At 58.7% G+C, this 13654-nt stretch carries 7 protein-coding genes; 6 read left to right on the forward strand and 1 reads right to left on the reverse strand.

Annotation, left to right across the window (positions count from 1 at the left end):
- Position 1: 1 nt before the first annotated feature.
- The 6 genes from AWT76_RS10820 (at position 2) to AWT76_RS10845 (ending at position 12729) form a co-directional block, all read left to right on the forward strand.
- Entirely contained in the window at positions 2–3136 is a 3135-nt protein-coding gene (locus AWT76_RS10820) for an Hpt domain-containing protein (protein WP_072246366.1), read from the forward strand.
- A 130-nt stretch (positions 3137–3266) separates the two neighbouring features.
- Positions 3267–5552 (forward strand): response regulator, encoded by a 2286-nt coding sequence (locus AWT76_RS10825; protein WP_072246367.1) that lies wholly within the window; start codon positions 3267–3269, stop codon positions 5550–5552.
- Between the two features lie 152 nt (positions 5553–5704).
- Positions 5705–6196, forward strand: coding sequence for a putative pterin-binding protein (locus AWT76_RS10830; RefSeq protein ID WP_072247651.1), 492 nt, complete (start codon positions 5705–5707; stop codon positions 6194–6196).
- A 104-nt stretch (positions 6197–6300) separates the two neighbouring features.
- Positions 6301–8373 (forward strand): ATP-binding protein, encoded by a 2073-nt coding sequence (locus AWT76_RS10835; RefSeq protein WP_176699387.1) that lies wholly within the window; start codon positions 6301–6303, stop codon positions 8371–8373.
- Entirely contained in the window at positions 8370–12065 is a 3696-nt protein-coding gene (locus AWT76_RS10840; RefSeq protein WP_072246369.1) for a PAS domain S-box protein, read from the forward strand. Before AWT76_RS10835 ends, AWT76_RS10840 begins: the two co-directional genes overlap by 4 nt.
- 19 nt (positions 12066–12084) lie before the next feature.
- Positions 12085–12729: a LuxR C-terminal-related transcriptional regulator gene (locus AWT76_RS10845; RefSeq protein ID WP_245638807.1), complete on the forward strand. Its 645-nt coding sequence runs from the start codon at positions 12085–12087 to the stop codon at positions 12727–12729.
- A gap of 31 nt (positions 12730–12760) precedes the next feature.
- Here AWT76_RS10845 and AWT76_RS10850 read toward each other — a convergent pair whose 3' ends face one another.
- A complete protein-coding gene (locus tag AWT76_RS10850; protein ID WP_072246370.1) occupies positions 12761–13465 on the reverse strand; it encodes a response regulator transcription factor in 705 nt (234 codons plus the stop codon).
- Between the last annotated feature and the right edge of the window lie 189 nt (positions 13466–13654).

A 13654-nucleotide genomic window follows, 5' to 3' on the forward strand; every position in this document is an offset into this window, starting at 1 on the left:
GATGAACGATGAAATGGACGAAATCTGGGCGCTGTATGCCGATGACGGTGCGCAAGCCATGGATGCCATGGAAGATGCACTGCTATCTTTGCAGAGCTGCACGGTCGATGAGCAAGCCCCGCTTGTCGCGGCCTTGTTCCGCGCGGTTCACACCTTCAAAGGGAATTCGCGGGTGCTGGGGCTGGAAATGGTCGAAAAGCGCGCGCATCTGGCCGAGGACCTGATCGGGCTGGTCCGCGATCAGGGCGTGCCGCTGGACGCAGAGATCCTTGCCCTGCTTCTGGAAACCGGCGACCGGCTGCGCGAGATGCTGGACGAGACCGCGCAAAACCGGGCCGATATTGACCCGACCGCGACAGAGGATCTGGTCCGCCGCCTGTCGGACAAGATCGAACGCTGCTCTGCGCACCAAGGCGCAGAACCTGCCGCGCAAGATGTCGTTCAGGACAGTGCAGAGAATGATGGCGGTGCCGGCGCACAGCCTGACACTATGGCAGAACCTGACCCCGAGCCAGAGCCAGAGCCAGAGCCAGAGCCCGAACCTGAGCCAGAACCGGAACAGGAACAGGAACCAGCACCAGAACCCGTCGTCGCGCAACCCGCCGCCGTTGAACAGCCCCAGCCCGCCAAGGGGCAAAGCGACAGCACGTCCAAACCCCTGTCCCAAGACGCGACCTATATCGCCATTTTCCACGAGATGGTTCATGAAGCCATCGAGAAGCTGAAAACCGCACGATCCAGCGGGGAAATGCGCGGCGTTGACAAGCTGTTGCCGGGCCTGACACATGCCGCGAAACAGCTAGGGTTGGAGTCTTGGCTAGAGGTCATCGACGCCCTGCCCCACCCCCCCGAACGCGATAATTTGGAAGAGATCATCGAAACGCTGGGGACGATGGTTGGTGCCTGCGCCGATGAATTCGCCGAAAGCCGCCCAGAGCTTGCCACCGGCGATTTTCTAGAGCAGGCCGCAGAGGCGTTGATCGCGTTGGAGCGGCTGCACCCTGCCACGTCCGAAGGCGTGTTGCCCGACAGCGCCATTTTGCAACCCGCTGTTTCCAAATTGTGCGATGTGTCAGAGGCCTTCGGCTATGTCCGGGTGACATCTGCCGCACGCACCTTGCTGGCGGCAACCGATATGCCGGATTACAGGCGCAGCACCTTGCGCTTGTTCGAGGAATTGCTGTTCGTTGAGAATACGCAGACAGACGCGACCTCAAGTTCTGTCCCAAGTCCACGGGCGCTGCTTCGGAAACTGGCCGCAGAACAGGTTTTCGAAACACTGGAAAACCTGCGCGCCACCTTGGACCGCTTGGGCGCTGAAACCGCATCGCCCACAGATTACCGTAATCTGGAACGGTTCGTCAGGCTGGTCCATCATGCCTGCGGACATTACCGCTTGGAACTCGCCTCGGAACTGGCGATGTCGATCCTCGACCTGTTCAGCCGATGCGGTGCGCGGGGCATCCAGCCGGACGTGATCCTGTTGCGTATTGCCAAAGGCTTTGTCGAAACGCTTGAGATGGTGTTCGAAGCCCTGCGCGACGGCGTTCCGCCCGATCTGGACCGCCTGCAAGCGCATCTGCGCGATGTCACCGATGCGGATTTCCTGAAAGCAGGCGGTGTTACCTCTGGCACGATCGAACGCCGCCTTGGCCTGCCTGCGGAATTTCACAAGGTATTGTCACCGGAAAGCACGATGGCGGCCAAAACCGCGCTGGATGCCGGTTTGCAATTCTTCATTCTGCGCGCCGATGTGAACAGCGACAACGCGATGGCCGAAGCCCTGTTCGATCTGATCGGCAGCGAGCAGATTCAAGCCATCACCAATGTCACGGTTTTCGAAGGCGACAAAACGATCTTCGACTTTCTGATCGCGGCGGATACCTCGGAAGAGGGTCTGGTCAGCACCTTGGCAGAACTGGACCCGAACGGGCAAAAATTGCGTGTCTTGCGCAGCCTGTCGCCTGTGCCGGAAGATGCTGGCGAGCAGACCGACGAGCCTGTTGAACAGCCAGAGCCTCAGACCACGCCGGCGCTGTCGAGCGAGATTTTCAAACAATTGGGCGAAGTCGCCGCCGGGCAGGCCATGTTGCAAAACATGCTGGGCGAATTGTCCGAGATGGATTTGCCCGAGATGTTTGAAAGCATCTGGCGTCAGAGCGGCGGAGATACCCGCGCAATGCGGCAAGCCCTGCGCAAGTTGGGCGACCGCATGTCAGAGCAAGTGCGCGAGATTTCGCAGCTTGGGTCACAGACCATGGGGCATATGACAGAGCTGCAACAGCTAACCTCTGCCGTGCGCATTCGCGCGGCGGCCAGCGTTCTGCGCCCCTTGGCCGTTTTGGTCAGCACCGAAGCACGCGGCAACGGGTTCGAAGCCAGCCTTACCCTGTCCGGCGAAAACGAAATGCTGGATGTCAGCTTGCTTAGCAGTCTTCGTATGGCGTTCCGCAGCTATTTCCTGTCGCGGCTGGCGCACCCCACGCGCGCCCCACGACGTTTGCATCTGGCGCTGCGCAAGCTGGAAGACCAGATCATCCTTGTTCTTGAAGATGACGCGAAACTTCCGCCCAACGAAGAACAGATTGCCGCGCTGGAACAAGGCTTGGTGGCCCATTCCGGCCGGGTCCGACTGATCCGCACGCCCGAAGGCGGGTTCCGCGTACATGTCTTCGTGCCGGTCCTGACCGAGGTTCTGGACGGCATGGTCGTGGCCGCGAACGGTGCCCGCTATGTGATTCCCGTAAATGCCATTCGCAGCATCCTGCAACCTGGCCCCGATGCCATTGTGACTGTGCGCGACCTTGACGGGCCACAAGACTGGCTGCGCCTGAGTGCCGATGAACTTGTTCCCATTCGCAACGTGTTCACCATGCCTGCAAGCTGTGACAAAGGCAGTATGGTCTATATGGTGCTTAGCCTGCCCGAAAGCCGTATCGCCGTGCCGGTGGATGAATTGCTGGGCCAGCAATTGGTGATGTCGCGGCCCCTGCGCGGCGTGATCCGCGATTTGCCCAACCTGTCCGGGGTCGCATTGCTGTCGCGCGGCGATGTGGCGATGATCGTTTCGCCCTCCAGCCTTTGCCCCAGCAACGAAACCCACGGGCCAACACACCGGGTCGAAGCGGCCGAATAGGCGGATGTGGCACCGTTCTTGCAAACCGGTTTACACTGGTGACAGAGGCCAGCGGCACCTGCGCTGGCCTTAAATTCGTGTAAATCTTTACATGTAAGTGTCGCCTTAACCGGGAAGGCGGGCAGTTTTCATGCGCATTGTAATTGTAGAAGATAATCAACTGGTTTTGCAGGTTCTTGCCGCAGCTTTCGATAGCGTTCCAGATTACGAACTGCAAACCTTCAGCACCGCACAGGAAGGCATTGACGCCTGTCGCAACGGGGCCGATCTGGCGATTTTCGACCACCGCCTGCCCGACAAAACCGGGGCCGATGCCATTCGACTGCTGCGCGCTGAAGACGCCACGCAGCATCTGCCCGTTATCGTGATTACGGGCGATGACGATCAGGCCACGAAAATGGCGGCGATCAAGGCAGGCGCAACCGATTTTTTGAAGAAGCCGGTCAATATAGAAGAACTGCGCCTGCGTGTGCACAATCTTTTGGCCCTGCACGAAGCGCAAAAGCGCGCCGAAGAAGGCGAGCGCTTGCTGCGGACGGTCATCTCGGCCTCTGGCAGCAATATTGCGGTTCTGGACGCGCGCAGCCCCGGCTGCCCGGTGGTGTTCATCAGCGACGGGCTGCTGGCCGCAACCGGCAAAAGCAAAGACGAGCTTATGGCGCAGCCGCCAGAGGGTATCTGGGCCGGCGCGCAGCCTTCGAAGGCGCGCGTGCAATTGGAAAAGGCCTTGGCAGAGCGCGTGGCAGGCCGCTTTATGCTGTCATTTGCCACACGGCAGGCCGCGACATGGCGCGAAATCAGCCTGCGCCCAGTGCCCGAACCGGGGATTGCGGCGCGCTATATTGTGCTGACACAGGTCGATGTGTCCGACCTTGTTTCAGCCCGCAACACCAGTCGGACATTGTCGGATCGCATGTCCGACATCGCCCGTATCAGCGGAGCGTTCTTCTTCGAGATCGACAGCGAATGCCGCATTTCCTATGTTTCCGAGACAATGGCGCTCGGCTTGGGCGCAGTGCCAGAGAGCGTGCTTGGGCGGCATGTCGACACGTTGCATGGACGGTTTAGCGACCCGGCCAAAGCCAACCAGCGGTTTTCCAGCCTGTTCATGGCGCCCCATAACCCGGTTGAGCATGAGATCGTCGTGCTGAATTCAGCAGACCGCAGGGAACACACCGTCCAGATCAGCGCAATCCCGTTCACCGATGCGCAAGGCCGGTTCGCGGGCTATCGTGGTTCGGGTGGCGACGTGACCGCCCTTGCCGCCGCGCGCGACGCGGCCGCAAAACTTAGCCGAGCGAAATCGGCCTTCCTGGCCACCATAAGCCATGAGATGCGCACCCCGCTGACTGCCATCATCGGCACTGCGGAATTGCTGCGCGACGATATAGGCACCCGCGCCTGCACCGACGGTCTGCAAGAGATTACCCAAGCTGCCCAAAAGCTGAACGATGTGCTGGGCAATGTGCTGGACCTGTCCGACCTTGAAAACAATGCCATCACCCCGGTCGCGCAGGAATTCGATATGAATGCCCTGCTGCAAGAGCTTTGCACAACCTTCGCGCGCACGGCCACGGCAAAAGGGCTGGGCTTTCGCTTCGATGGCAACAGCTTGCCGCCGGACAACCGGCTTGGCGACCGCACACGGGTGCGACAAGTGCTGCACAACTTGCTGTCCAATGCCGTGAAGTTCACGCAAAACGGTATGATAGAGGTAAAGCTTGTGCATGCCATGCCCGACTCTGTCGCCATCAAGGTGATCGACAGCGGCATTGGCATGACACAAGATGAGATCGCGCGCGCGATGGAACCTTTCGCGCAGGTTGATGACCGTATGGCGCGCGAATTTGAAGGCTGCGGCATTGGCTTGTCTATCGCACATGGGCTGACCAACGCCATGCATGGGCGGCTGGACATTCAATCTGAACCGAATGTCGGAACGGCAGCAACACTGACGCTGCCCATGCCGCAAACCAAATGTCCCAACGTTCAGAACCCCATCACCGATCTGACCGGAATGCGTATGCTTGTCGCCGATGACAACGCCGCCAACCGCAAGATTTTGCAGGTCATGCTGCACAAGATGGGGGCCGAGCTGACCATGTGCGAAGATGGCGATGCAGCATTGCAAGCATGGGTGCCAGAAGCGTTTGACCTGCTGTTGCTGGATATCAACATGCCAGCCATTTCCGGCACAGACGTCATCAGCCAAATTCGCCGCACCGAACAGGAATGGGCTTTGCCGCGTGTTCCGGCGGTCGCTGTCACAGCAAACACGAATTCGGAACAGCGGGCCAGCTATTTTCAAGCCGGATTCGATGCCTGTGTCGGCAAGCCGTTTACAACGCGATCCTTGTCTTCAGCCTTTCAGACCGTGCTGCCCTTGGCGGCCAAAACAGACGCGGCCGACGGCTGAGAACACTGCGCAGTGTCCGCCCGGCGACACCTTGTAGATTTGGGCTTTTGGGGATTTCGCAAAGCTTAAACATTTGGTTAATAAATTACTGACAAGCTTTCGATACCTTAGGAAAGCTAGGGTGCTTTCGACTTATGATAGGGATCAAGTTGATGCATATACTCACTCATTTTCGTGCGCTGGCGGCAGTTGCCGTGCTGGGCGTTGTGGCCCCGGCATGGGCAGATACCCCGACAGGCCCGGTCATCCTGACGGTGACCGATGGCGCCGAAGCCCAAGCCCAGTTCGATCTGGACATGCTGGATGCGCTTGACCAGCGCGTCACAACCACCGAAACCCCTTGGTATGAAGGCCCGCAAGAGTTTTCCGGCCCGCTGATTGCCGATGTCATGGCGCAAACCGGGATGGACGGGTCAGAGCTGAATCTTGTCGCGCTGAACGACTATGCTGCGGCTATGCCGTGGTCCGACATCGTGGATTTTCCGGTCATTCTGGCGACCCGGTTGAATGGCGAAACCATGGCGGTCCGCGACAAAGGCCCGCTTTTCGTGATCTACCCGTTCGACGAACACCCAGAGCTTAAGAACGAAGTCTATTTCTCGCGCTCTGTGTGGCAGGTCAAAGCCATAGAAGTGCGCCCCTGATGCCAACGCGGCGCCGGTCATCCCAGCCTTGGAAAGGGCGATTTGGCGTCGCATTTCTTAGCCTGCTTGCATTTTTGTTTGTGGCGGCGGCGGGCATCTTGTTCATGCGGCTGCTTGACGCAGAGCGCGACATGGATTCGATCGTGCGCGAAGACGCCGTCTGGGCGGTGTTCCAGACCGACCGCCATATGCGCGAATTGCACCGCCATGCGCAGTTGATCGCGGAAACCGGCAACACCAGTTTGCTAGATGGTTTGTTGTTTCACTACGACATCCTTTACAGCCGCGTTCAATTGCTTGAGCGCGGCACATTCTTGCTGGACCTGTCGGACCAACAGAAACTAGCCGATCTGGCCGACAACATCAGCGATTTCGTCTTTGGCTTGACGGACCAGATTGACGCGCTCGACCCGGACATGCCCAACCTGATCCAACGTGTCAGCGACATTGCCCAACAACTGGAAGTAAAGCGCGAATTGACAAATAACCTGCTGCTCAACGCGAATTCGGCGGCCAATGCGATTCGCGTTAACGACAGGGAAATCCGCGGGCAGATACAGGACCAGCTTGCATTTCTGGCCTTGGGCTTGATTCTGGCCTTCGTGGGCATATTCGTGCTGCTCATGTTGCAACTGCGCAATGTCGCGCAATCCAACCGGCGCATGAGCGTTCTGCGTCTGCGAAGCGAAAAACAGGCAGAACGCGCCAAAGCGGCAAGCAAGGCGAAATCGGCCTTCCTTGCCACGATGAGCCACGAAATTCGCACCCCGTTGAATGGAATCATCGGCTCTGCCGACCTGTTGCGCCTTGATACGGGCCCCGAAGCGCAGGCCAAGCGCATCGGCACCATCCGGGCCTCTGCCATCCTGCTGCGTGACCTGATTGACGGGATTCTTGATTTCTCGCGCATGGAAGCGGGCGTTTTCGAGGAACGCATCGTAAAGGTGGACCTTGGGGAACTTGGCGCAATCCTGAAAGAAGCCTTTGCCGCACAGGCCGATGCGTCGGGCCTGACACTGACCGTCAACCTGCCGCCAGAGCGTATTCTGACCAATGACGCGCGGCTTAGCCAGCTTATGATCAACCTGATCGGAAACGCGCTGAAATTTACGCCAAAGGGTGAAGTCGTGGTGCGCGGGGCGCTGCAAGACAATCTGCTTCGGGTAGAGGTACAGGATGACGGAATCGGCATTTCGGCGGAAGACCAGCGCAACCTGTTCAAGGAATTCAGCCAGATAGATGACAGCCTGTCGCGCCGTTTTGGTGGCAGCGGGCTGGGACTGGCGATCTGCAAACGCATTGTCGCAGCCTTGGGCGGCCGCATGGGAGTTTCAAGCGAGGTTGGCGTGGGCAGTCTGTTCTGGTTCGAAATTCCGGTGCAACGACTGAAAGACAACACGCCCGCCGCAGCCAGTATCGCAGCCCCGCTCCGCAGTTTGCGGGTTCTGGTCGCAGAGGATAACGCCGTAAACGCCGAAGTCGTCATCGGGATGCTGACGCATCTGGAACATGACCACTTCTATGCCGCCAATGGCCAACAAGCGATAGAGGCCGTTGCAACTCACCTCCCCGACATTGTGCTGATGGATATGCAGATGCCTGTCATCGACGGTCTGGAGGCCACTCGGCGCATCCGCTGTCGCGGTTATGACGGGCCGATCGTGGGCCTGACCGCCAACGCCTTTCCCGAAGACCGACGGGCCTGTCTGGAAGCCGGCATGTCCGATTTCATTCCAAAACCGATCACGCTGGCCGCGCTTGAACGCATTCTGAGCATGCATGCCGGCGCGCTGGACGCGCCGCCAAAGCGCACCTTGCCAGAGGGGGCGCAAACACCCGAACGCGGCGCGGCAAACCCACAGCTAGAAGACCTGTTCCAAACGCTTGGCGCCGAACTGGTGAACAGCCTCATCAACCGCTTTGCCGCAGAATTGCCCGATGTACGCGCCGCATTGTGTGACGCCATCACCGCCGGGGACACCAACCAGCAAGACAACCTGTTGCACACGTTCAAGGGCGGCGCGTTGACCTTGGGGATGGTCAAGAGCGGCAATGAAGCCCATAGACTACGCGGCGTTCTTCCGCTTAAACGGGAAAACCTGGCCCAGCTTTACACCTTGGCGCAGCAGGATATCGCAATGGCGAAAGACATTATGAGCGCAGTCGAGGTACAATGAATATCGAGCACGGCACCGGCTGGGCAGAAGCCCTGATTGCGCAAGCGCAAGAAGCCAGTTTTTTGCCGGACCCAAGCGCACAAATTCCCAAGCTGCTGGACACGATTTGCACCGCTTTGGGCGCGAATTTCTGCACGCTGGTCACGCTAGAGCAAGACCCCCCCTCTCTTCAGCCGCTGTCGGGCCTTGTCATGCCATCGGCGCTTCAGACGTTGGATGAGCCGACATTTCGTAAGCTAGAAAGCGCTGCCGCCGATATGCGGCCCGTCCGAATTGGTGATGGGCTGTATTGCGCGCTGGTCAGCCGCCACGACGAACAATGCGGCTCTGTTCTGCTGCTGGTCGGGGTGGAACAAGGCACCGAACTGTCCAAGAGCGATATTTCGCGCGTGGCCGAAGCGCGCGGAATCCTGCGCTTGTTCAGCTGGTGCCTTATGGAAAACAAGCAGGACCGCAAATACAAGGCCCAGCAAACGCTAGAGCGGCTGATTGATGCGCAATCCGTCGTCGTGGACCTGATCAACGATCTGTTGCAGGCCCCGATAGACCGCATCGACACGGTCATTGACGAAGCCTTGGCGCGGCTGGGCCAGTTTTGCGGGTCTGACCGGACCTATCTTTTCGTTGAAACCAGCCCCGTCACCCTGTCGAACACGCATGAATGGTGCGCCGAGGGCATCGCACCGATGAAGCAAGATTTGCAGGACGTGCCGCGGGACATGGCTGGGCCGTGGTGGCCGTTGTTCAACACGGTCGGGCATGTGTATATCGCCGATATCGGCGCGCTGGCACCGGACAGCGAACTGCGCGAGATCTTGGAAATGCAGGGCATTCTGTCGCTTTTGGCGGTGCCGCTGCAAATGAATGGGCACTTGTTCGGGTTCATGGGCTATGATGCTGTGCGCGCCCATCGCGATTTCCTGCCCGGCGAAATCTACCTTATAAAATCCGTCGCCAATGTGGTTGCAACGCTTCTGTCGCGCCGCAACATAGAGGCGCAGGCAAATCAGGCGCGGCTGCTGAAAGAGCAGGAGCAGCGCAAGCTTGAAGCAACGCTGAAAGCGATCCCGGATATTCTGCTGGAACTTGACTCTGGCCTGCGCATTACCCGCATTCATGCCAACCCTAACATTGTCCTGCCGCTGCCCGAAGAGCACCTGCTGAACAAGCCCGTCGAGCACAGCCTGCCCCCCCATGTCGCCAAGCTGGCCCGCAGCATTCAACGCGAATTGGAAGGGCGTGATATCGCAATGGGCTATCGCTGCACGCTAGAGGTGAACGGCCAACAGAGGTGGTATTCGATATCGGCCTCTCGCAGGCCCGATGATGGCGCATCCGACACGGCTGGATATGTCGCCATCGTGCGCGATGTGACAGAGTCGCAGCTACAGCAGCAAGAGATCGAACGCTTGGGCGAAATTGCCCGAAACAGCACCAACCTTGTTATCCTGACCGACCCGATGGGCCGCATAGAATGGGTGAACCCTGCCTTCGAACGCCGCACCGGGTATCAATTGGCAGAGGTGAAGGGAAAATCGCCGGGCCGCCTGTTGCAATGCGACCTGACAGACCCCGAAACGGTTTCCGACCTACACATCGCCATAAAAAATGAAACGGCGATCAGGCGCGAAATCCTGAACCGCACCAAAACCGGAGAGCTGTATTGGATCGAGGTCTCTATCCAGCCGCTTTTCGACGACACGGGCGAATTGAGCGGGTTCATGTCGGTCCAGACCGACATGACCCAGCATCGCATCCATGCCCGCAGCCTTGAACGCGCGCTGAAGGCCGAACAAGACGCCCGAGAGCAATTGCGCAGCGCCGTCAACGTGTTGCAAGACGCGTTCATTCAATTTGACGCCGCCCAAGAGCTTGTGCTGTGCAACAGCCGGTATCGCGATATTTTCAAAGGGATGGAGGATGTGCTGGTCCCCGGCACATCGCTGTATGATTTTTTGCGCGCGTCGATCCGCGAAGGGTATTGCATACCCAACAGCGACGATCACGAGGCGTGGATCGCCAATCAACAAGCTGCTTTCAAGTTCAAATATGTCAACACGTCGATCTTGAGGATCGGCAGCCATTGGTATCGGCAGACCTATCAGCCCACGCCCGATGGCGGACGCATTGGCATATTGTCGGATATCACCGAATTGAAAGACGCCGAGTCCCGCGCACTGGCCGACCGGGCCCGCGCGATGGATGCGTCGCATGACGGGTTTGTATTGCTGGCGCGTGACGGTCGCGTCACCTACGCCAATGCCGCCGCCGCGCGGGTTTTCGGGCGTGCCAAAGGCCAAGCCCTTGTTGGCGAAAACTGGCGCGACCTGTTCGACGTGGACAGCGTAATGAGCACTGGCGCCCTGATGCTGCCAGAGCTGAACAAGAACGGCTCTTGGACCGGCAAGACGATCGCGCGGCGGGACGGCGGCGGGTTTACGGATGTCGAAGTCTCGGTCGCGCGCAACGGTGAACAAGGGTATCTGTGCATTTTGCGCGACATGACAGACGCGCTAAAGGCCGAAGCCGAACGCGACGAGTTGCGCGACCATCTGGCGCTGGCACGCCGCCGCGAGGAAATGGCGCAGATCGCGGCTGGCCTGACCCATGACTTCAACAATTTTCTGGCCGCGATTTCCAGCGCCGCAAGCCTGATGGACGGGGCCACACCGGACGATGCCAAGCAATTGGCCGAACGCATTCATGGCGCGGTGGACCAAGCCTCTGACCTTGTGCGCCGCCTGATGGATCTTGGCCGCCAGCGCGACGCGAAGCCAGAGCATATCGACCTGCGCGCCCCTGTCACCGACGCGATAGAACTGGTGCGCTCTGGCCTGCGTGCGCCTTTGCAACTGATCGCGCACCTGCCCAACGAGCCGTTGATTGGCTGGGCCGATGCAACTGGGCTGGTGCAGGTCGTGATGAACCTGTGCATCAATGCGCGCGATGCGCTTGTGGAAACGGGCCAGAACCCCGCGCGCATAACCGTCGCCCTGCGTGCGCCCTGCCCCGAAGATGCCGCGCTGGACTTCCAAGTGGGCCATTATGATCCAAACATGGACTATACCTGTCTGATTATACAGGATAACGGCCCCGGCATGCCGCCAGACGTGCGCGACAATATCTTCACGCCCTATTTTTCCACCAAGGGCGAAGGCGGCTCCGGTTTGGGTGTGCCGATTGTGGCGAATGCCGTTCAGACGCATTCGGGGGCTTTGTCGCTGCGTTCTGCGCCCGGTGAAGGGACAATTTTCACGATCATGTGGCCCCTGCACGCCCCGACCGAGGGCCGCCCGTCAGATGATATCTTGCGCCCCACCTATCCGGGCTTGGTGGACAAGACCATCCTGCTCTTGGGGTCCGACACGCCAGAGGAACGGCGCCTTGCCACCGCATTGGAAGCGACGGGCGCACATGTCGTGCCCTGCGTTGCTTTGGAAGATGCCGAAGCAGTTTTGACAGAAGACCCGGACAGTTGGGACATGCTGTTGGTCGATGCAGCTTTGCTGGACGTTGCCAGCGCAAAGCTGCGCCAATTGCTGTCGCCTGCGCAAAACGGCCCGGTTTTGGTGGCACTTGGCCATACCCCTGCTAGCGATGCTGACAGTCTGGATCTGTCCGGACCGGTCAGGTCTGCACTTTTGCATTTGGAAAATTCATTAACGTGCTATTTATATAATACCGATCGTTAACAAAACAAGGGACGTATGCGTGGGTGATTTCAAGGACAATATCGCCAACCAAGCGCGCATCTTATTGGCAGATGATCACAGTCTGCTTTGCGACACACTTAGCCTGTTTCTATCCAGCGATGGCAAGGCAACTGTAACAACAGCCAGCAGCTATGATGAAGCGGCTGCGATTGCCGAACGCGACGGCCCTTTCGACCTGATCTTGCTGGACTACCGAATGCCCGGCATGAACGGTCTGGGTGGGCTGAAAGACGCGATTTCGCGCAAATTGGCGCCACATGTCGCCATCATTTCGGGCGATTTCAATCGCGCGTTTGTCGAAGATGTGGTTGCCGCCGGTGCCAGCGGGTTCTTGCCCAAATCGCTCTCCGCCAAATCCATGCGCAATGCGATTTATTTCATGCTGATGGGCGAGGTGTATCTACCGGCAGAGCTTATGCAAGAGGCCGGTCAACCTAGCGACCCGCTATTGCGAAACCTGACCAAGCGCGAATTGCAGGTGCTGCGTGGCCTGTGCGAGGGCAAGTCGAACAAGGAAATCGCGCTGGAATTGACGGTATCCGAAGCCACGATCAAGCTGCATGTCACAACGCTGTGCCGCCGGTTGAACGTGTCGAACAGAACGCAGGCCGCGCTGGTTGCGCGCGACCGCGGGTTTTCATAACAAGGGCGGCGTGCCGGCAGCGGCAGCTTGGCTAGCCGACCAATTGCATGTCATCGACACCGGACTGGTCACGCAGGATATAGCCGTGCCCCCAAACCGTGTGGATCGGGCAGTCGCCGTCCAATGCATCTGACAGCTTCTTGCGCAGCTTGCAGATGAACACGTCGATGATCTTCACGTTCGGCTCGTCTATGCCGCCATATAGAAGGCTAAGCAGGGTTTCCTTTTCCAGCGTGCGCCCTTTGCGCAGCGCCAGCGCTTCCAGCAAGGCATATTCACGGAATGTCAGCGGAACCTCTTTGCCATTTGCCAAGACGGTGCGCGAATCCATGTCCATCACCAGCGGGCCCACTTCGATCGTATTGCGGACATGGCCATTCGTGCGGCGAACCACGGCTTGGATCCGCGCGCTCAGTTCCGCAATCTTGAACGGTTTGGTAATGTAGTCATCGGCCCCGGCTGCGAAAGCGGCCAGCTTGCTGTCCATTTCCAAGTCGCCCGACAAAACCAACATGGGGAACTTCACGCCCCGCTCGCGCGCCTTGCGCAGAACGTCCAGACCGGATTCACGCTTCAGCCGCAAATCCAGAAGCACCGCGTCAAAGCTGAATTCGGTAATCATATCCAGCGCTGACGGGGCGTCGTTCACAATCGTCACATTGAAATGCGCTTTGAACAGCATGGCGGCAATGGCTTGGGCCATAAGCCCGTCATCTTCTACAACTAGTACTTTCATGGCTATCTCCAATAACCTTCATCTGAATTTAAGCATGATAGACGTGTTAAATTTTCTCAAAGCCGCAAAAGCATAGTAAATTCGCATAAGGTGCATGTTTTTAGCCTTTTGGCCAGAAACCTAACCTTTTGTATGGGCTGTTCTGAGCGGCGCTTTCCCATCGGCCTTTTTTGGCCTTGCCAGCGCCCC

Origin of the sequence: Roseibaca calidilacus (assembly GCF_001517585.1) — a bacterium.
Taxonomy (GTDB): domain Bacteria; phylum Pseudomonadota; class Alphaproteobacteria; order Rhodobacterales; family Rhodobacteraceae; genus Roseinatronobacter; species Roseinatronobacter calidilacus.